Source organism: Aeromicrobium sp. NPDC092404 (assembly GCF_040684095.1).
Taxonomy (GTDB): Bacteria; Actinomycetota; Actinomycetes; order Propionibacteriales; family Nocardioidaceae; genus Aeromicrobium.
The window spans coordinates 804,753-823,939 of record NZ_JBFBFI010000002.1 but is presented as its reverse complement, the minus strand read 5'-3'; the positions used below and the strand labels follow the sequence as shown (position 1 = coordinate 823,939).

Here is a 19,187-nt window from a genome sequence, read left to right as displayed (position 1 = left end):
CGTCTTCGCATGCCGAGCGTCAGGTGAGGAAGCCCTCGGCCACGAGGTCGCGCACCGAACCGGCATACGTACGCCGGAGGTCCGCGGCGTCGCGGTCGAGCAAGGTGGCGAGGGCGTCGAGGATCTGCCCCGCCGTCAGGTCGCCCTCGCTGGCACTGACCAGGCCGGCCTCCACGGTGTCGACCTGGCGGGCTCGGCGGACGCCCTGCTGGAGGCGGAGCACGATCGACTCCGGGTGCTCGGCGCCGACCGGTCCGCGGGTCTCCTCGACGAGGTCGGGGGCGTGCCGGAACGCGTGGCCCAGCAGGGTGTCGTCGTCGGCCCCACGCAGCAGGTCGGTGCGCCGTCCCCACGCGCTGACGGCCGGACCCACGGGCGGGGCGACCTCGCCGGTCCACTCCTCGAGGCGATGGACCGGGGTGGTCTGGGTCCTGCGCAGGTTCAGCCAGCCGAAGCCGACCGCCTCGATGCCCACGTCGACGAACCAGTCGAGCCACGCGTCGTAGCGCCGGGCGTAGTCCTCGGCATGTGCCAGGCCGGCGTCGGCGAGCCACATCTCGACGTACTCCGCGGGGTCGACCAGCTCGCGCTGCACCACCCAGGCGTCGAGGGGCTGCCCCGCGAGCCATTCCTCGAGCCCGTCCTGCCAGACCGTGTCCGACCGGTGTGCCCAGTTGGCCAGGATCTGGCACCAGCCGCCCTCGGTGAGGTGCGTCGCGGCGTTCCCGACGAGGTGGCGCACGACGCTGTCGCCCGGCATGCCGGAGTCGCGGTAGACCAGCACCTCGCTGCCGGGGGGTGAGATCACGAACGGTGGATTGGTCGCGATCAGGTCGAACGTCTCCCCCGCGACGGGCTCGAACAGGCTGCCGTCGCGCACGTCGATGGGCAGCCCGTTGAGCTCGGCCGTCAGCCGCGCCATGGCCAGGGCCCTCGGGTTCACGTCCGTCGCGACCACCTCGTCGGCGTGCTGGGTGAGGTGCAGCGCCTGGACGCCGCAGCCCGTGCCCAGGTCGAGCGCGCGCCCGACGGGCTCGCGGATCGTCAGCTGCGCCAGGGACGACGAGGCCTCGCTGATCCCCAGGACGTACGCGCCGTCCATCGGCGCCTGCTGGCCGTCGAGTCCCGGGGTGGGGTCGCACACGATCCACCAGTCGTGCGACTCGTCGCCGTACGGGCGGATGTCGACCAGCGCCCGAACCTCGTCCCCTGACGTCTGCAGCATGCCGGCGGCCACCAGTGGCTCCACCAGTCCGGGCAGGGCGGTGTCGGCGCGCCGACGGTCGACCGGGACCTGCAGGGCGAAGAGGCGCACCAAGGTCGCGAGGTCGCTGTCGCCGACCGTGGCGCGCCGCGCCGGCACGGTCTGGTTGCGACCGAGAGCGCGGTGGGCGTGCTCGCCGAGCAGCCCGAACACCGCGTCGACCGTGAAGTCCGCCCGTGTCAGCGCCGCACGGAGGTCTTGGACGTACGCGCCTGAGATCATCCGCCCAGCCTGTCAGACGTGCCGGGACGCACGAACGGCGCAGACCCTGAGGTCTGCGCCGCTCGTGTCGTACGTCCTACGGAGCCGGAACCGTCTGCGGCTCGGCCGGGTCGACGAGATCCGTCTCGAGCGCGATCGGACGACGCTTCGAGATGTAGACCGCCACCGCGATGATCAGCACCGAGACGCCGGCGATCGTGTAGCGGATCGGGTCGCTCGCGTCATCGCCGTACGAGTACTTGATGATCAGCGGCGTCGCCAGCAGGGCCACGAGGTTCATGACCTTGAGCAGCGGGTTGATCGCCGGTCCGGCGGTGTCCTTGAACGGGTCACCGACGGTGTCACCGATGATCGTCGCCTCGTGGGCGGGCGATCCCTTGCCACCGTGGTTGCCGTCCTCGACCAGCTTCTTGGCGTTGTCCCACGCGCCACCGGAGTTGGCCAGGAAGACCGCCATCAGCACGCCGGTGCCGATCGCGCCGGCGAGGTAGCCGCCGAGCGGACCGATGCCGAGACCGAACCCGACGGCGATCGGCGCGAAGATCGCCAGGATGCCGGGCGTCGCCAGCTCACGGAGCGAGTCGCGCGTGCAGATGTCGACGACCTTGCCGTACTCGGGACGACCCGTGCCCTCCATAATGCCGGGGATCTCGCGGAACTGGCGGCGCACCTCGTAGACGACGGCGCCGGCAGCACGGCCGACGGCGTTGATCGCGAGGCCGGAGAACAGGAACACCACGGCCGCACCGAGGATCAGGCCGACCAGGATGCTCGGGTCGCCGACGTTGAGGATGCCCTGGAAGGCGTACGTCTCGATCAGCTTGAGATCGGCCGCGTCCTTGGACTCGGCGAGGCCGGACTCCTCGACCGCCTCGGCGATCGAGCTGCTCAGCGAGCCGAACAGCGCGGTCGCGGCGAGCACGGCCGTCGCGATCGCGATGCCCTTGGTGATGGCCTTGGTCGTGTTGCCGACGGCGTCGAGCTCGGTGAGGATCTGCGCGCCCTCCTCGTCGACGTCGCCCGACATCTCGGCGATGCCCTGGGCGTTGTCGCTGACCGGACCGAAGGTGTCCATCGCGACGATGACGCCGACCGTGGTCAGCAGGCCGCAACCGGCCAGCGCGACCGCGAACAGCGCCACGACGAGCGAGCCGCTGCCCAGCAGGAACGCGCCGTAGACGGCGGCACCGATGACGATCGCGGTGTAGACGGCCGACTCGAAGCCGACCGACAGGCCGGACAGGATGACGGTGGCCGCGCCGGTCAGCGAGGTCTTGCCGACGTCCTTGACCGGACGGGTCTCGGTGCCGGTGAAGTAGCCGGTCAGCGCCAGGATCACGGCGGCCAGCACGATGCCGATGAGCACCGCGATGATCGCGATCAGTCGCGGGTTGGAGTCGAGGCCCGGCTCGCCACCCTGCGCCTGGCCGATCGTGATGATGAGCGACTGGGTGTCGATGCCCGGGAGCTTGGCGTCGCTGAACTTGGTGGGCAGCAGCAGGAACGCGGCACCGACCGAGGCAGCACCGGAGACCAGCGCCGTGATGTAGAACGAGCGGTTGATCGTGACGAGTCCGCCCTCACCGGCGCGGGGCCGGGTGATGTAGACGCCGAGGATCGCGGTCAGAGCGCCGATCGCGGGAATGACGAGCGGGAAGACGAGCCCGACCTCACCGAAGGCCACGGAACCGAGGATCAGGGCCGCGACGAGCGTCACGGCGTACGACTCGAAGAGATCGGCAGCCATGCCGGCGCAGTCGCCGACGTTGTCACCCACGTTGTCCGCGATGGTCGCGGCGTTGCGCGGGTCGTCCTCGGGGATGTTCTGCTCGACCTTGCCGACGAGGTCGGCGCCGACGTCAGCGGCCTTGGTGAAGATGCCGCCGCCGACACGCATGAACATCGCGAGCAGGGCCGCGCCGAAGCCGAAGCCCTCGAGCACGACGGGGGCATCACCGGTGTAGATCAGGACGATCGCGCCGGCGCCCAGCAGGCCCAGGCCGACCGTCAGCATGCCGACGGTGCCACCGGTGCGGAACGCGATGCGCATCGCGACCTCGCGGCCCTCGTTCTGGGCGGCAGCGGCGACGCGGATGTTGGCGCGCGTCGCGAGCCACATGCCGAGGTAGCCGATCAGCGCGGAGAACCCGGCTCCTGCGAGCAGTGCGACGTAGCGACCGATCTTGATCTTCCAGTCGTTGTCCCAGCCGAACACCGCCGCGTCGAGCGCGAACAGCATCACCAGGGCGACGAGCGCGAAGACCGCGAGGGTCCGGAACTGCCGGCTCAGGTAGGCCGAGGCACCTTCCTGGACGGCCTGGCCGATCTCCTGCATCTTCTCGGTGCCTTCGGACGCCTGGAGCACCTGCGAGCGGAAGATGCCCGCCATGATGAGCGCCAGGATCCCGACTCCGACGACTGCGTACAAGTAGTACGAGTTCTTGTCGGAGAAGTCGAGATCACCGCCTACTGCAGCAACAAAGGTCGCGTTTGCCATGAAATGGTCCTCCAGAGGTAAGGCAAGACGTGGAAACGGGCCTGGCGAGACCAGGCCGCGTGACGCAGGTTACATGGACGTTCGGTGATCCGGTGCGACCGGGATCACAGTTCCTGGTCGGTCCTCGCGTCCTCGATCGACGTGTGGAGGCCGAAGACCTTGTCGAGCCCGGTGATCTCGAAGATCTTGAGGATGCGTTCCTGGGTGCACACGATGTCGAGCGACCCACCGTCGGCGCGCACGCGCTTGAGGGCCCCGACCAGGACGCCGAGGCCCGTGGAGTCGAGGAAGTCGACCTTCTGCACGTCGATGATGAGGCGGGTGTGGCCGGCGTCGACGGCCGCCACGATGGCCTCGCGGAGCTTGGGAGCGGTGTAGACGTCGATCTCGCCACCGACCTCGATGATCTCGAAGTCACCCTCTGTGCGCGACGTCAGCGACAGCTCCATCTCCACCTTCTCTCTCCGCCTGCATTCAATCACGATCCGTAGGCCACTGCCGCTGGGCGAGATGCGTGCAGCCGTCTGGGAGAATCACGAGGTGGACCCCGCCGACCTCGTGCTGCGCTACGGCGAGCGGGTGACCCACGTCGAGCGGGTGCCCGAGCGCGAGGCGGTCGTCGAGCCGTGGCCCGACTGGGTCGACCCGGCCGTGCGCGCGATGTACGAGGCCGAGGGCATCGCGGCCCTGTGGGGACACCAGGCCGAGGCCCTGCACCAGGTCCACGAGGGCCGGCACGTCGTGATCTCCACCGGCACCGCTTCCGGCAAGTCGCTGGCGTTCCAAGCACCGGCGTTGACCGGGCTCGCCGAGGGTCGCAGCGGCAGTGCGCTGCGCGGCAACCGGCTGCCGACCGTCCTCTACCTGGCACCGACCAAGGCCCTCGCCGCCGACCAGCTGCGCCGGCTCTCCGGTGCCCGCGACTTCGCCCGGCCGGCGACCGTGGACGGCGACAACTCCCGCGAGGAGCGGGTCTGGGCCCGCGACCACGCCAACTACCTCCTGACCAACCCCGACACGTTGCACCACTCGATCCTCCCGGCCCACGCCCGCTGGGCTCGCGTCCTCGGCGGGCTGAGCCATGTCGTGATCGACGAGTGCCACCACTATCGCGGTGTCTTCGGGGCACACGTCGCCCACGTGCTGCGGCGTCTGCGGCGGGTGTGCGCCCACTACGGCGCCGAGCCGACCTTCGTCCTCTCGTCGGCGACCGTCGCCGAGCCAGAGGTGTTCGCGGGCCGGCTGACGGGGCTCGACGTCGTACCGGTCACCGATGACGCGTCACCCCATGCCGCCCGAACGATCGCCCTGTGGGAGCCGCCCCTGCTGCCCGGCCGAGACCCCGTCAGCGGCGACCAGACAGAAGGAGTGGTGCGGCGGGCCGCGACGACCGAGGCCGGCGAGCTGTTGACCGACCTCGTGATCGGCAAGGTCCGGACGCTGGCGTTCGTCCGCTCACGTCGAGGCGCCGAGTCCGTCGCCGCGACCGCCCAGCGCAGGCTGGCCGAGGTCGACCCCGAGCTCGTGGCCCGCGTCGCGACCTACCGCGGCGGCTACCTCCCCGAGGAGCGGCGCGAGCTCGAGCAGCGCCTGCGCAGCGGTGACCTGCTGGGGCTCGCCAGCACCAACGCGCTCGAGCTTGGCATCGACGTCGCCGGGCTGGACGCGGTGATCAGCGTCGGGTTCCCGGGCACGCGTGCCGCCCTCCAGCAGCAGTTCGGCCGCGCCGGCCGGTCCGGGCGCGACTCGATCGGCATCCTGGTGGCCCGCGACGACCCCCTCGACACGTTCCTCGTCCATCATCCTGAGGCACTGCTCGGCGCCCCTGTCGAGGCGTCGGTCTTCGATCCCGACAACCCGTACGTCCTGGGCCCTCACCTGGCCGCTGCGGCGCAGGAGATTCCGCTCACCGAGGCGGACTTCGACATGTTCGGACCCCGTACGGCGGAGGGCGTGCAGGCGCTCGAGGCCGCGGGATGGCTGCGCAAGCGCTCGTCCGGCTGGTACTGGACCAAGCGCGAGCGGGCCAGCGACCTCGCCGACATCCGGTCGAGCGGTGGCGCACCGGTGCAGATCGTCGATGCCGTGACGGGCCGCCTGATCGGCACGGTCGACGCCGGCTCGGCCGACTCCGCCGTCCACGAGGGTGCCGTCTACGTCCACCAGGGCGACGTGCACCTGGTCGACGACTACGACGTCGAGCACGGCGTCGCGATCGTCCATCGTGACGACCCCGACTACTCGACCATGGCTCGTTCGGTCACCGAGATCACCGTGACCGGCACCGAGCGCACGACCCAGTGGGGCCGGGCCGCGATGTCGTTCGGCTCGGTGGACGTGGTCAACCAGGTCGTGTCCTACATGAAGCGGAGCACGACCGGCGGCGGCATCCTCGGCGAGGAGCTGCTCGACCTGCCGGCGCGCACCCTGCAGACCAAGGCGGTGTGGTGGACCCTCGAGCCGTCCGCCGTCGCCGCAGCCCTCGAGACCGGGGACGTGCCGGGCGCCGCCCATGCCGCCGAGCATGCCGCCATCGGGCTGCTGCCGCTGCTCGCGACGTGCGACCGCTGGGACATCGGCGGCGTCTCGACCGCCCTGCACGCGGACACGGGGACCATGACGGTGTTCGTCTACGACGGCTACCCCGGCGGCGCGGGCTTCGCTGAGCGTGGCTATGAGCTGGCGGCCCGCTGGCTCCGGGTCACCCGCGAGGCCATCGTGGCCTGCGAGTGCGCGGCCGGCTGCCCGTCGTGCGTGTACTCCCCCAAGTGCGGCAACGGCAACGAGCCGCTCGACAAGGCCGCCGCCGTACGCCTGCTCGATGCCCTGCTGACCGATGCTCCGCCAGAGAGCCCCGCGTCACAGGAGTGAGGGCTGGGACCCACCGATCTCGTGACGCCACAGACCTGACCGGCTACTCCTCGATGTAGAAGTCCGGAGCTGCCCGGGCCTTCTGCTCGAGCGCCCAGCGGTGACCCCACCACCGGTGGCTGGTGGCTCGGGTGGTGATCGTGGCGACGTCGAAGTCCATCCGGCAGGTCACCAGCGTGGTGCCGTTGCGACGCGCGATGCGGCGAGCAGCGGAGCACGCGTCGTCCCCGGCAACGCTGGCCTGGGTCGCCGACAGCGCCGCCAGGTCCGCGCCCGCGGCGACCCGATGACGCAGCCTCACCAGGCCCGCCATCTCCGTGATGACGAGCGCCGCCACGACCAGGAGCACACAGATCGTGGCGGCGTGTGCCGTGACGGAGCCGCGTTCGGTCCACCGGCTCACGGTGACTCCACGGCAGCCACTGACGCCGAGTCCATCGTGCGGGAGCCGACCGAGGAGAAGAACGGCACCGGCATCCGCGATCGTGCGGTGACGGTGACGGTCACCGTGCCGGACTCGGTGTCCACCGAGACCTTGGCCCCCTCGGGCGCGTGCCTGCGGGCGACGTCCCTTGCGTCCTGCACCGCTTCGCCGCGGGCGATCATGCGGGCAGCCTCTCGCGAGGCATCGGTGATGCGGATCTGGGTCAGGCCCAGCGAGATGATCCAGAGCAGCAGGAAGGCGAAGGCCACCCCGAACGGCACGATCGTGGCCAGCTCGGCGGTGACCATCCCCCGGTCGCGCTTCATCCGACCCGGATGCCGATGCCGGGCACGGTGTCGAACAGGCTGCGCAGCCGCCCCCAGCCGAGAGCCCGGTCGAGGATCTCCTTGAACGAGTCGAGCCACGGATTGCCGTGGTCGAGCAGGCCGAGCCTGAAGAGAGCTGCGGCTATCACGACGGCGCCCAAGGTGCCGATGGTGTACTCCGCGGTCGCCATCCCGCGGTCGTCGTGGTGGGACATGTCATGCCCTTCGGGTCGAGGTCCGGGGCGGCACGACGGCCGCCCCGGACGATGGGTCAGAACGGGAGCAGGTCGGGGATCTTGCCGATCACGTCCTTGACGAGGTCGCCGAACCACGGGGACTGGCCGATCTTGACGAGGACGCCGCCGATCGTGCAGGCGCCCAACGTGCCCACGGTGTACTCGGCCGTCGTCATGCCCCGCTCGGAACGGCGGATGAGGTGCTTCATGTGGAGTCCTTTCGATGAATGAAACGGTCGAGAGGAAGATGCGGCAGGTGCGCCGCGCACTGCGCCTCGTGCCGTGTGGCTGGGGACAAGCCGGTCGAGGCACGCGACTGTGGATGGTCAGAAGCTGAACGAGCGGAACGTGGCGATGATCGTCGGCACGATCCCGATCAGGAAGAACGCGGGAAGGAAGCAGGCGCCCAGCGGGGCAGCCGTCCGGACCGCGACCTTGCGGCTCCGCTCTCGCCGGGCCGCCCGTCGCTCGCGCCTCAGGTCGTCCGCCACACCCGCGACGACCTGGGCGACCGGCATGCCGGACGCCGACGCTCGGCGGAACGCCCGACCGACCGGAGCCAGCGAGCGGTCGACCGTGACGGTCCGCCACACCGCCTCGGAGTCGCCGGCGATCGCGAGGCGGCCGGCGACGAGGCCGAGCTCGGACCCCAGCGGTTCCGCAGTGGCGTCAGCGGCGAGCTCGAACGCGGTGACCGGCGGCCGTCCCACCTCGAGCGCCGCAACGATGAGGTCGAGTGCCGTCGGCAGCTGCGCGGCGACCTTGGCGCTCCGGCGTCGCTCGGCCGTCCTCTCGAGACGGCTCATGGAACGGTGCACCATCGGGGCCAGACCCACGCCGACCAAGGGACCGATCGGGAGTCCGAGGACGACGGTCGCCGCCACCGGGGTGATGAGCGCGGCGACCAGGGCGGGATCGATCCGGCTGGGTGTCGCCTCGGGCTCGCCGAAGATCACCTCCCGCCGGGCTGCGGTCGACACGGGGATGAAGCACCACACGGCAAGGCCGGCGAGCACGGCGGAGATCACGACTCGGCCTCGGCGCTGGCCGCGATGCGCTCGACCCAGGCGACACCGGCGCAGGCCAGCGCGCAGCCCGCAGCCAGGCACACGACGCCCGGGTAGGTCCCCGTCAGGATCGCGACCGGGTCCGCGCCCATGCCCGAGCCCAGTGCCAGGCCGAAGACCGGAAGCACGGCCATCAATCGACCGGTCGCGCGGGCGGGCGCCAAGCCGGACTCGACCTCCCGCTCGATCTCCAGGTCTCCCCGAGCCGTCTCCTCGAGCCGGTCCAGGACTCGCGCCAAGGGCGCGCCTGCGCGCTCGGCCACGAGCCACGCCCCGGCGAGCTCCGCCAGCAGCCCGGCACCTGTCTCCTCGGCGGTGGCACGCAGGGCCGCCGGCACGTCGCCGCCGAGGTCGGCCGCACGCGCCGCAGGGGCCAGGAACTCGAAGTCGGGAGCGAGCCCCGACAGGACGCGCTGCGGGAGCAGCCCGGCCCGCAGCTCGGCCGCCATCAGCCCGATCGCCTCGGAGACGAGCCTTCGTCGCTCGTCCAGACGCTTGCGACGCAGTCCGGACCTCCACTGACGTACGCCGAAGCCGACGACCCCGGCGATGGTGACCGCGAGGATCAGGTGCGGACCGGACAGCGCGGTGCGGCCGGTCACCCACACCACCAGCAGCACCATCGCCGCGACGAGGACAGATCGGGATGGTCGCGTCGCCTCCACATCGAGCGCCAGTCGGTGCCGCGCGACCCACCGGCCTGGTGGGCTCTGCAGCCAGGCCGCGCCGGCAGCGAGCACTGCAGCCAGCAAGGTCACCCGAGGACCGCCCGGAGGCGCGCTTCGCCGGGCCCCTTCTCGACCCCTGACGCACCCGCAGTGAGCGCCGGGACGCAGGTGACGATCCCGTCGGGAGTCCGCTGCAGCACCGCGACCTGCTCGACACGACGCGTCCCGTCGCGCCCCCGACCCACGTGCACGACGAGGTCGAGGCTCGACGCGAGCTGGCTGTGCACGGCGTCGCGGGGCAGCCCGGCCGCCACTCCGAGAGCCTCGAACCGGGCCGGCACGTCGCCGGTCGAGTTGGCGTGGAGCGTGCCGCACCCGCCCTCGTGCCCGGTGTTGAGAGCCGCCAGGAGGTCCACGACCTCGGCACCCCGCACCTCGCCGACGACCAGACGGTCGGGCCGCATCCGCAGCGCCTGGCGCACGAGGTCGCGAACCGTCACGAGTCCCGCGCCCTCGACGTTGGCCGGCCGAGCCTCGAGCCCCACGACGTGCGGGTGATCGGGCCTCAGCTCGGTGGCGTCCTCGACCACGACGATCCGCTCGCCCGGATCCACCTCGGCGAGCAGGGCGGCGAGCAGGGTCGTCTTGCCCGAACCCGTGCCACCGGTCACCACGAACGCCGCCCGCGCGGCGATGATGCGGCGCAGCACGCCTGCGGTCTCGTCGGTGAGCGCGCCGACCACCCGCAGCTCGTCGAGCGAGAAGCTCCGCCGGGCCGGGACGCGCAACGAGACCAGCGTGCCGGGCCGGGCCAACGGCGCGAGAACGGCGTGGAGGCGGGTGCCGTCCGCGAGGCGCGCGTCGACCCACGGGCTGGCATCGTCCAAGCGTCGCCCCGCCTGAGCAGCGAGGCGCTGGGCCAGCCGCCGGACCGACTCCTCGTCGGCGAACCTGACGGACGACCTCTCGAGGCCACGTCCGCGATCCAGGTAGACCTCGTCGGCCCCGTTCACCAGGACGTCCGTGACGCCCGGCGTGGCCAGCAGCGGGTCGAGCACCCCGGCGCCGCGGGTCTCGCTGCGGAGCTGGTCGACCAGGGCGAGCACGGTGTCACTGCCGGCCACGTGCTGCTCGGCACGCAGTGCCGCCGCCACGGTGTGAGGCGTCGGCTGGGCCGTGCCGGCCGCCAGCCGGCGTCGGACGCGCTCGAGGATCGGCGGCTCCGTCATGGCGTGTCCAGTCCCAGGGCGTCGAGCAGGGTGGTGGCCGTGCGGCGTGCCGGCCGCGATCGTCGAGGACCGTGGCCGCGATCGACCGACCCGCGCAGTCGACGATCGACCCGATGTCGGGCCAGCACCGGGAGGCCTAGCGCGTCAGAGACCGCTGCGGGGCCGATGCCGCCCGGCCGGCTCACGCTCACGACGGCAACCGCCGACGCCACCCGTTGGAGGTTCCCGAGGACATGACGTGCGGCAGCCACCCCGCAGATGTCCTCGGCGACCAGCAGCACGCTGAGGACCGATCGCCCGACGACGTCGATCCCGAACTCGTCCAGGTGTCGCGGGACGTCCGCCACCACGAGGTCGAATCCCCGCACCGCCGCAGTGAGGACCGAGGACACCGCCGATGGGAGCGCCGTCGGGCCCGACCGGTCCCACGACAGCGTTGAAACCCCGTGGTGGACCGGGAGCACGTCGGCGAGCGACCCCGCACTCAGCCGGCCCTGGGTCGCGTCGAAGTCGTGCCACCGCAGGCCCTGGGCCTGCTCCGCGCCGATGAGCAGCTCGAGTCCTCCGCCGAGGGGGTCCACGTCGAACAGCAGCGACCTCAGTCCGCGGCGTTGCGCGGCGAGGCCCAGTGCGGCCGTCAACGTCGAGGCACCCACCCCTCCGGAGCCGCCGACCATGCTGACGACGCAGGCCTCGCCCTGCCCGTCGAGCGCGCCGGCGAGCACCTCGAGCATGCGTTGCTCCTCGTGGACGCCGCACACCGCGACTGCGCCCAGAGCGACCGCGTCGGGCCACCACTCGGACGGCTCCCTCGCCAGCAGCACGACGTGCTCGCGCCGGGGCAGCGCAGCACGTGCCAGCTGGGCCGCCAGGTCCTCCCCCACGACCACCACCGACGCCCGCCGCCACGACCTGCGGGTCGCGGTCAGGTCGGGCGCGACCTCGGGCACGGCCCCGACGGCGGCGCACCAGCGCAACGCGTCGTCCAGCAGGAGCTCGTCGGCGGTGGCGATCAGGGGGACGGCGAGGTCGGGCATACGTACGAGGGTTGCCACCCGGGCGGGGCCGCGGAACCGGCTCCGCCGCGCCTGTGGACCACCAAAGGCGGACCCGCGGGATGTGGACCGGCCTATCCTGAACGAGTGAGCCCCACGAGGTCCGCCGCATTCTTCGACCTGGACAAGACGATCATCGCCAAGTCGAGCACGCTCGCCTTCAGCAAGCCGTTCTTCCAGGGCGGCCTGCTCAGCCGTCGCGCGGTGCTCCGCAGCGCGTACGCCAACTTCATGTTCGCCCTCAACGGCGCCGACCACGACAAGCTCGAGAAGATGCGGGCCTACCTCACCCAGATGGTCACCGGCTGGGACGTCGACGTCGTACGCCAGTCGGTCGCCGAGACGCTGCACACGATCATCGACCCGCTCGTCTACGAGGAGGCGGTCGACCTGATCGAGGAGCACCAGGCGGCCGGGCGCGACGTCGTCATCGTGTCCGCGTCGGGCAGCGAGGTCGTCGAGCCCATCGGCGAGATGCTCGGTGTCGACCACGTCATCGCGACGACCCTGCTGGTCGAGGCCGGCCGCTACACCGGCCACGTCGACTTCTATGCGTACGGACCCAACAAGGCCGTCGCGATGGAGGCCCTCGCCGCCGAGCGCGGCTACGACCTCTCCGAGTCGTACGCCTACTCCGACTCCGAGACCGACGCGCCCATGCTCGAGGCCGTCGGCCACCCGTTCGCGGTCAACCCCGACAGAGCGCTGCGCCGCATCGCCGAGGACAACGGCTGGCCCGTCCTGTCGTTCGGCCGACCCGTCGCCCTGCGCAGCCGCCTGAGCCTGGACACCAAGGCCGGCAAGGCCGCCGCGGTCGCCGTGATCGCCAGCGCTGTCGGCGCGATCACCGTCGCGCTCGTCTCGCGCCGCAGGCACCGCCTCGTCGCGTGAGCCCGGCTTTGTGAAGCAAAGCGCACAACGTTACGACCGAGTAGGCCTCGCGCCGTCCGGTCGTTTGGCGTAGACAAGGAGCAAGAACTCCACAGCGGCAAAGCAGCCCAGTACCCACGCGGCGATCACCCGTCTCAATGGGAAAGTTGCTCGACGATCTTCGTCCCACTCAGGGATTCAGACGAGGACGCGACGACTCAGATCCAGCACGCCTGGTAGCCGGGCCGGCTTGCCAGGCGGCGCCATTCCCCCGGGGATCGGCGCCGCCGCCCTGTGGAGCTCCGCGCGTACGTCCGTCAGCCGGGCTGCACCGCGCGCAGCGCCTCGGCGCCGGCCGGGTCGTCACGGTGCGAGACCGCGACGTCCCAGAAGTGGTACGCCCGGGACTCCACCGGCTCGTCGAGCAGCGCCGCGCGCTCGGCCATCTCCGACAGCGGGTAGATGCCAATGGGGCGTCCCCCGTTGTCCCACACGCGCACGAGGTCGTAGCCCAGTGCGTCGAGGTCCTGCCACACCTTGACCGGGTCGTTGCCGGCGAGCCGCGACAGGTCGTGGTCGTACTCGAAGAACAGCACCGGCTTGGTGTCGGACCACGTACGCGCGACAGCCGGCACGAGCGTCACGTCGTAGCCGTCGGTGTCGGACTTGACCAGCCGCATCGCGTCGAAGTCGGGGTGCCGCTCGCGCAGCTGGCTCACGGTGACGGTCGGCGCGGTCTTCTCGGACTCGCCCGGCACGAACCGGGTCGTGCCGCCCTGGCGCACCGGTGCCATGGTGACCTCGGCCTCGTCGTCGAGCAGCAGCGACGCCTCGACCGCGACCCGGTCGTCGTCGCCGACGTTGCGGCGGAGGAAGTCGAGGTAGAACCCGTCGGCCTCGACGCACAGCACCTTGCCGTCGGCGACGTCGAGGATCTGCAGGGTCGAGTCACCCACGTTGGCGCCGATGTCCATCGCGACGACCGGACGACCGTCGGCGGCCGCGAGCGCCGCGGCGAGCCGCGGGAGGTTCTGGCCGTACTCCGGCTCCACCCGTGCGTAGTCGGGCAGCCGGTGCGACCACGGGAGGACCATGTCGACGCCCTGGACCGTGCGCTTCACCGGTCGGTTGGGCCAACGATCGCGGATCGCCCAGCCCAGACGGCGGCGCACCCGCTGAGCGATCGACTCCGGGGTCTTCGGTGGCATGCATTCTCCTTCGAGGTCGGAGGCAGTCTAGCCGCGGCTCACCGCGCGGATGCTTTGCGCCACATCGCATCGGCGCACGACCTATCATCGTCGGGTGACAGCAGCCAAGACCCGCAGCGTGGCGATCGACCTCGTCCGCGTCATTGCCATCATCGGCGTCGTCGCCCGGCACGTCTGGTACGACCCCGACGGCATCGTCGCCCAGGTCGTCTGCCCGTGGGCCATCGCGGTGTTCTTCGTCCTGACCGGCTACCTGTGGTCGTCACGGCGCGACCTCGAGGGTGAGGTCAAGAACCGGTTCCGCAACCTCCTGATCCCCTACATGACGTGGCTGGTCGTGATCGGCGTCCCGTTCTTCACGTGGGCATTCATCCACTTCTCCGACAAGCGGCTCGAGGTCCTGGCCCTGATGGCGGCGACGGCGTACGGATCGCAGCTCATGGTCGTGCCGTTCAGCGCCTGCTGGTTCTTCACCACGATGTTCTTCACCGCCGTGCTGGCGCGCTACCTCGAGCGCTACCCGCGCCGGGTCACCTGGGTCGTGCTCGCCGTGACGCTCCTCATCACCAGCGCCCCCGGCTCGATTCCCAAGGTTCTGTGGTTCCTGCCGCTCGGCACCGGTCTTGCGTTCCCCTGCCTGCTGTTCCTCGTCTTCGGCCAGGAGCTGCGCCGCCACCGCGCCCGCATCACGCGGCCCCTCACCACCGGCTTGCTCGTCATCGGCGTGGGCGCCGTCGCCGTCGCCCTGGGTGCGTCGCACAACCTCGCCGGCACCTTGATCGAGGTCAAGAACTCGACGTACGGGTTCCCGGTGCTCGGTCTCGTCAGCGGCGCCGTCATCGGGCTCGGCCTGGTCCTGGTCGCCGAGGGCCTCGACCCGATCGTGCCCAGCCGCATCGGTCCCGCTGTCGTGCAGGTCGCGTCCACGTCGACGTTCGTGATGTTCCTGCACCCGTGCATCCTGTTCCTGATGCGGGGCGACGAGGACGCCGGCACGTGGCCGCAGTTCCTGGCGTCGCTGCTGGGCTCGTTCGCCCTGGCCCTGCTGTTCCTGCGGCTGCGGATCTTCTCATGGCTGACCGGCGTGTGGGCTCCCCGGGTCCCGGCCGGCACGGCGGTCCAGCCCGCGGCGAAGGACCCGGTCTAGAGCGGAAGCGGCGTGCGCGAGAGCCACACCGTGCCGAGGCGCGGGGTCAGTGGCTCCTGGCGCACGACCGTCAGGCCGGCCTTGGCGAAGAACTCCTCGAGCTCCTCCCACGACTGACCGTCGACGGGGTGGTACTCCATGACGACTCGCTGCACGCCCAGCCAGTCCGACGGGTCCGAGCCGAGCACGATGTCATACTCCGCGCCCTCGGTGTCGATCTTGACGACGTCGACGCGATCGCCGGCCTGCGCGAACGCGGCGGCGACGGTCGTGCACGGGATCTCGATCACGGTGGAGCCGGCCGGGGCGGTGATGCCGTTGAGGCCGCTGCCGCCGGCGTTGTCGGCGAACTGCAGCGTGCCGATCGTGGACGACACAGCCGTGTTGTTGACCGTCACCCGGTCGGCCAGGCCGTTGCCGGAGATGTTGCGGGCGAGGAAGCTGTACGTCGTGGGGGACGCCTCGAACGTCTGGACCCGGCAGTGCGGGTGGAGCCGCGCGAACGCCATCGAGAAGCTGCCGATGTGACCGCCGATGTCGACCGCCGAGACGTCCTCGCGCAGGTCACCGGTGAACCACGGGAGCCGGTAGGCGTCCTCGGCAAACACCTCGTAGACCGGCACGCGTGCGCCGGCGACGTTGGGGATCGTCACGGTCAGGTCGTCGTCGACCTCGAACACGAGCTCCGGCTTGCGCTTGGCGATCGCTGTGAGGACCGACACGCCGTTGTCGAAGTCCACCAGGGTCTGGCGCACGCGCTTCGCGGCCAGGGTCAACCTGCTCATGCCTGAAGTCCTTTCGAGGGGCTGACGTCACCGTAACGCGGCACGCCAGGGGTCCAACGACCGGCCGGTCGCGTGGTCACGCGATGCCGATGACGGGCTTGTCGCGCCCCTTGGTGAGGCGCTTGAGCTTCATGGCCTGCTTCTCCAGCAGGTGCCAGCTGAGCCAGGCCAGCGGAGCCGTGACGATGAAGCACAGCGGCAGGAAGACCCAGACCGGCATCGCGTGGTCGAGCGCGATCGTCGCCAGGATCTGGGTCATCGGGAACGCGTAGATGTAGAGCCCGTACGAGTAGTCGTCGGGGTAGTTGATGCGCGCCAGGCGCGGTGAGCTGCCGAGGTACATCACGACGTACGCAAATGGCAGCGCCGCGAACACGTGGAACCAACCCACGACGCCCAGCAGGACGCACAGCGCGAAGCACGCCCACACGGCGGCCGGGACGAGCTTGATCCTGTCGCGGTGCAGGTAGAGGATCGCGCCAGCCATGAAGAAGATGCCGAGCCTGGCCAACGGCTCGAACGACGAGACCAGGGAGTCGAAGCCCGACGCCTGCGCCTCCGCGACCCTCTTGGCCGCGGTGTCCTCGGCGCCGAAGTCCGAGGACGAGTAGGAGACGACGAACCGGTCGAGGATTTTGACCGCCGTGAAGAAGACGAGCCCGAGGTAGACCCCGATGTGCAGGTGGCGACGACCGAGGATCGTCAGCAGCAGCCCCATGCCGACCCACAGCGCGAACTCGTAGAACAGGGTCCACGCCGAGAAGTTCCAGACCCCCGCGACCGGGACGCCCTCGAGGGTTCCGCTGACGTCGAGCTGGATCAGCTTGAGCCCCAGGTTGTAGACGATGTAGTCGACACCGCTGGACCAGTCGTAGCCGGACTTGCCCTCGATCATCCGGGAGATCGGGCCGAGGACCAGGCCGACGAGCAGGAGCGAGGCGATCCACGCGGGATACATCCGCAGGAACCGGCGCCAGAGATAGTCCCAGAACGAGCTGGAGGCCAGCCGGCTGGCGGCGATGAGGTAGCCGGACATCACGAAGAAGCCCGCCAAGGCGTACGTCGGGATCTCGTCGTGAAAGAACAGCTTCGGCATCCCGACCATGTAGCCGCCCAGCGGCAGGGCGTGGCCGAAGAGCACCGAGAGCGCGAAGAACATGCGGATCGCATTGATGCTGTTGCGGCGAGGGTCCAGCGCCTGCCCGAGACTTGTCACGGGCAGCAACTGTAGTCGCAGGCTCATGGGAGTCGTGAGAGCATTTCAGGAATTTCTTACCGGGTGCCCACGTGACTCACGCGTTCTGGAAGAGTTAATGCGGTGTGCCGACCAATGACGACCCGATGACCGACACCCAGCCCACCAGGACCGGCCTCCGCGCAAGGTTCGCCTCGCTGCTTCCCCCGGGGCACTGGGCCTACATCCTGCTCCAGCTCGTCCCGCTGGCGATCGTGGACCTGCTCTGCACCAGCATGCGCATCACGAGCGCCACCGAGGACAGCGACACCAGGGTGGGCTCGTGGTCGTGGATCGCCCAGCTCTCGTCAACGGTGTTCTTCTACCTCGCGCTGATCGCGTTCTGGGTGGGCGTCTTCGCGCTCGTGCGCCGGCGCGCGTCGCGACGCATCGCCGTCATCGTGTTCCACCTCGTCTTCACGGCGCTGGCGCTGCTCGTCGTGCTGACGCAGATCTACTTCATCCTGCTCGACGTCACGCTCAACTCCGAGTCGTTCGAGCTCGTCAAGCTGATCTTCCAAGTCAACATGCTCAAGATCATCCAGGCCGAGCTGCAGTCGTTCCTGCCGGTCCTCGCCGTGGTCTTCATCATCCTCGCCAACTTCTTCGCGGTCATCGTCAACCGTCGCTGGAAGCCCCGGCGGCTGCGCGACGACCCGCCCACCGGCTGGCGCCGCGCCCAGTCGGGCCCCGCCGTCGTGGCGTCGACGAGCCTCGTCGTGATCGCCTCGCTCGTCGTCTCGGCCCTGCCCAACGGTCAGGGCACGACCAACTTCAGCCGCAACCGCGTCGTCAGCATCACGATGGACTCGGTGACCAAACGCCTCGACGACAAGCCGGACGGGTTCACCGCGCCGACCAGGGCCGACCTCCCCCTCGACACGCGACTCGTGCCCACCAGCAGGACCAAGAAGTACAACGTCGTGCAGATCGTCCTGGAGTCCCAAGGGATCCAGGCCACCTCGCTCGGCGTGCCCGGGTTGCCAACGACGCCGTACCTCGCGTCGTTGGCCAAGGAGAGCCTCGTGGCCAACCGGGCCTACACCGGGATGCCCCACACGACCAAGTCGCTCGTCGCCTCCAACTGCGGCGTTGCTCCGCCGCTGGACACCAGCAACAGCGAGGCCGAGCCCGGGGGCCTCGCGGCCAAGTGCCTGCCCACGCTGCTCAAGGAGCAGGGCTACGCCACCTCGTTCTTCCAGACCGCGACCAAGAACTTCGAGAACCGCGAAAAGGTCGTCAAGGGCTTCGGCTACGACCAATTCTTCCCCCTCGAGGCGTTCGACAAGAAGGGGTTCTCCGAGACCAACACGCTGGGCTACGAGGACGACCTGATGCTGCAGCCGAGCCTCGACTGGGCGGCGGAGCAGGACGGCAAGCCGTTCGCGATGGAATACATGACCCTGACGGCGCACTCGGAGTACGTCCTGCCCGAGGGCTGGAAGATGAGGCACTACGTCGACGACGAGACGCACAACCACTACCTCAACGCGGTCGCCTACCAGGACCAGTTCGTCGAGCAGGTCATCGACGGGTTCAAGAAGCTCGGCCTCTACGACGACACGATCTTCGTCATCATGGGCGACCACGGCGAGGGCTTCCGCGAGCACGGCCGGCGGCTCCACAACGACACGATCTGGAACGAGGGCATCCAGATCCCGTACGTGATCCACGCTCCCGAGGCCACCGGCACGCAGGGCAAGACCGTCGACGCCCCGGTGCAGAACACCGCGACGCTCCAGACCGTCGCCGACCTCCTCGGCTTCGACATCGTGGGTGGGGAATACCACGCCTCCTCGATCCTCTCGCCCAAGGACAACGAACGCCCGCTGATGACGGGGTGCTGGGACATCGACCAGTGCGTCGCCTACTTCCCGGACGACCGGCACAAGTACATCTACTTCTTCGGTTACAAGAAGCCGCAGTACTACGACGTCGTGGCGGACCCGCTGGAGAAGAAGGACCTGTTCGAGACCCTGTCCGACGCCGAGGCCGAGCGCCTCAAGCAGGAGGTCTTGGTCTGGCAGGAAGAGGTCAACGCGACGCACGAGCTGAGCCGGCGGCTCGCCGACCGCTAGGTCGCC

General features: G+C 70.1%; 18 protein-coding genes. 4 read left to right on the top strand and 14 right to left on the bottom strand.

The features are described from left to right. Window positions 1–19: 19 nt before the first annotated feature. The 3 genes from AB0N22_RS14605 to AB0N22_RS14595 all read right to left on the bottom strand — a co-directional run bounded on the left by AB0N22_RS14605 (window position 20) and on the right by AB0N22_RS14595 (window position 4,432). Window positions 20–1,486, bottom strand: a complete 1,467-nt coding sequence (locus tag AB0N22_RS14605) for a methyltransferase (RefSeq protein ID WP_364641582.1) — start codon at window positions 1,484–1,486, stop codon at window positions 20–22. Between the two features lie 76 nt (window positions 1,487–1,562). Next, window positions 1,563–3,983 (bottom strand): sodium-translocating pyrophosphatase, encoded by a 2,421-nt coding sequence (locus tag AB0N22_RS14600; protein ID WP_364641579.1) that lies wholly within the window; start codon window positions 3,981–3,983, stop codon window positions 1,563–1,565. 104 nt (window positions 3,984–4,087) lie between these two features. After that, a complete protein-coding gene (locus AB0N22_RS14595) occupies window positions 4,088–4,432 on the bottom strand; it encodes an STAS domain-containing protein (protein ID WP_364641576.1) in 345 nt (114 codons plus the stop codon). 91 nt (window positions 4,433–4,523) lie between these two features. Here AB0N22_RS14595 and AB0N22_RS14590 point away from each other — a divergent pair, with 91 nt between their 5' ends. Then, window positions 4,524–6,854: a DEAD/DEAH box helicase gene (locus AB0N22_RS14590; protein ID WP_364641573.1), complete on the top strand. Its 2,331-nt coding sequence runs from the start codon at window positions 4,524–4,526 to the stop codon at window positions 6,852–6,854. A gap of 43 nt (window positions 6,855–6,897) precedes the next feature. On the opposite strand, the gene AB0N22_RS14585 is transcribed toward AB0N22_RS14590, so the two are convergent. The 8 genes from AB0N22_RS14585 to ssd all read right to left on the bottom strand — a co-directional run bounded on the left by AB0N22_RS14585 (window position 6,898) and on the right by ssd (window position 11,841). Further along, on the bottom strand, window positions 6,898–7,257 hold the full coding sequence (locus AB0N22_RS14585; protein ID WP_364641571.1) for an Rv3654c family TadE-like protein: 360 nt from the start codon (window positions 7,255–7,257) through the stop codon (window positions 6,898–6,900). Continuing rightward, on the bottom strand, window positions 7,254–7,604 hold the full coding sequence (locus AB0N22_RS14580; protein WP_364641568.1) for a TadE family type IV pilus minor pilin: 351 nt from the start codon (window positions 7,602–7,604) through the stop codon (window positions 7,254–7,256). The genes AB0N22_RS14585 and AB0N22_RS14580 overlap by 4 nt, the downstream gene beginning before the upstream one ends. Further along, window positions 7,601–7,819, bottom strand: coding sequence for a DUF4244 domain-containing protein (locus AB0N22_RS14575; protein ID WP_364641566.1), 219 nt, complete (start codon window positions 7,817–7,819; stop codon window positions 7,601–7,603). Before AB0N22_RS14575 ends, AB0N22_RS14580 begins: the two co-directional genes overlap by 4 nt. Window positions 7,820–7,875: 56 nt before the next feature. After that, window positions 7,876–8,049 (bottom strand): DUF4244 domain-containing protein, encoded by a 174-nt coding sequence (locus AB0N22_RS14570; RefSeq protein ID WP_364641563.1) that lies wholly within the window; start codon window positions 8,047–8,049, stop codon window positions 7,876–7,878. Window positions 8,050–8,166: 117 nt separating this feature from the next. Next, the gene (locus AB0N22_RS14565) at window positions 8,167–8,868 is read right to left on the bottom strand and encodes a type II secretion system F family protein (RefSeq protein ID WP_364641560.1); all 702 of its coding nucleotides are present in this window, start codon (window positions 8,866–8,868) and stop codon (window positions 8,167–8,169) included. Beyond that, window positions 8,865–9,665, bottom strand: a complete 801-nt coding sequence (locus AB0N22_RS14560; RefSeq protein WP_364641557.1) for a type II secretion system F family protein — start codon at window positions 9,663–9,665, stop codon at window positions 8,865–8,867. The genes AB0N22_RS14565 and AB0N22_RS14560 overlap by 4 nt, the downstream gene beginning before the upstream one ends. After that, window positions 9,662–10,804, bottom strand: coding sequence for a TadA family conjugal transfer-associated ATPase (locus tag AB0N22_RS14555; protein WP_364641554.1), 1,143 nt, complete (start codon window positions 10,802–10,804; stop codon window positions 9,662–9,664). The genes AB0N22_RS14560 and AB0N22_RS14555 overlap by 4 nt, the downstream gene beginning before the upstream one ends. Beyond that, window positions 10,801–11,841: a septum site-determining protein Ssd gene (gene ssd, locus AB0N22_RS14550; protein ID WP_364641551.1), complete on the bottom strand. Its 1,041-nt coding sequence runs from the start codon at window positions 11,839–11,841 to the stop codon at window positions 10,801–10,803. Before ssd ends, AB0N22_RS14555 begins: the two co-directional genes overlap by 4 nt. A 105-nt stretch (window positions 11,842–11,946) precedes the next feature. Between ssd and AB0N22_RS14545 the strand changes: the two genes are divergently transcribed. Beyond that, a complete protein-coding gene (locus tag AB0N22_RS14545; RefSeq protein WP_364641548.1) occupies window positions 11,947–12,750 on the top strand; it encodes an HAD-IB family hydrolase in 804 nt (267 codons plus the stop codon). Between the two features lie 296 nt (window positions 12,751–13,046). Here AB0N22_RS14545 and AB0N22_RS14540 read toward each other — a convergent pair whose 3' ends face one another. Then, the gene (locus AB0N22_RS14540) at window positions 13,047–13,937 is read right to left on the bottom strand and encodes an FkbM family methyltransferase (RefSeq protein ID WP_364641545.1); all 891 of its coding nucleotides are present in this window, start codon (window positions 13,935–13,937) and stop codon (window positions 13,047–13,049) included. 94 nt (window positions 13,938–14,031) lie between these two features. Between AB0N22_RS14540 and AB0N22_RS14535 the strand changes: the two genes are divergently transcribed. Then, window positions 14,032–15,084 (top strand): acyltransferase, encoded by a 1,053-nt coding sequence (locus tag AB0N22_RS14535; protein WP_364641543.1) that lies wholly within the window; start codon window positions 14,032–14,034, stop codon window positions 15,082–15,084. Here AB0N22_RS14535 and AB0N22_RS14530 read toward each other — a convergent pair. Together AB0N22_RS14530 and AB0N22_RS14525 are read right to left on the bottom strand one after the other, a co-directional pair. Beyond that, window positions 15,081–15,869: an FkbM family methyltransferase gene (locus AB0N22_RS14530; RefSeq protein ID WP_364641540.1), complete on the bottom strand. Its 789-nt coding sequence runs from the start codon at window positions 15,867–15,869 to the stop codon at window positions 15,081–15,083. The genes AB0N22_RS14535 and AB0N22_RS14530 overlap by 4 nt on opposite strands. Window positions 15,870–15,945: 76 nt before the next feature. Beyond that, the gene (locus tag AB0N22_RS14525) at window positions 15,946–17,085 is read right to left on the bottom strand and encodes an acyltransferase (protein WP_364641537.1); all 1,140 of its coding nucleotides are present in this window, start codon (window positions 17,083–17,085) and stop codon (window positions 15,946–15,948) included. A gap of 125 nt (window positions 17,086–17,210) precedes the next feature. Here AB0N22_RS14525 and AB0N22_RS14520 point away from each other — a divergent pair, with 125 nt between their 5' ends. Beyond that, window positions 17,211–19,181, top strand: a complete 1,971-nt coding sequence (locus tag AB0N22_RS14520; protein ID WP_364641534.1) for a sulfatase-like hydrolase/transferase — start codon at window positions 17,211–17,213, stop codon at window positions 19,179–19,181. Window positions 19,182–19,187 lie beyond the last annotated feature (6 nt).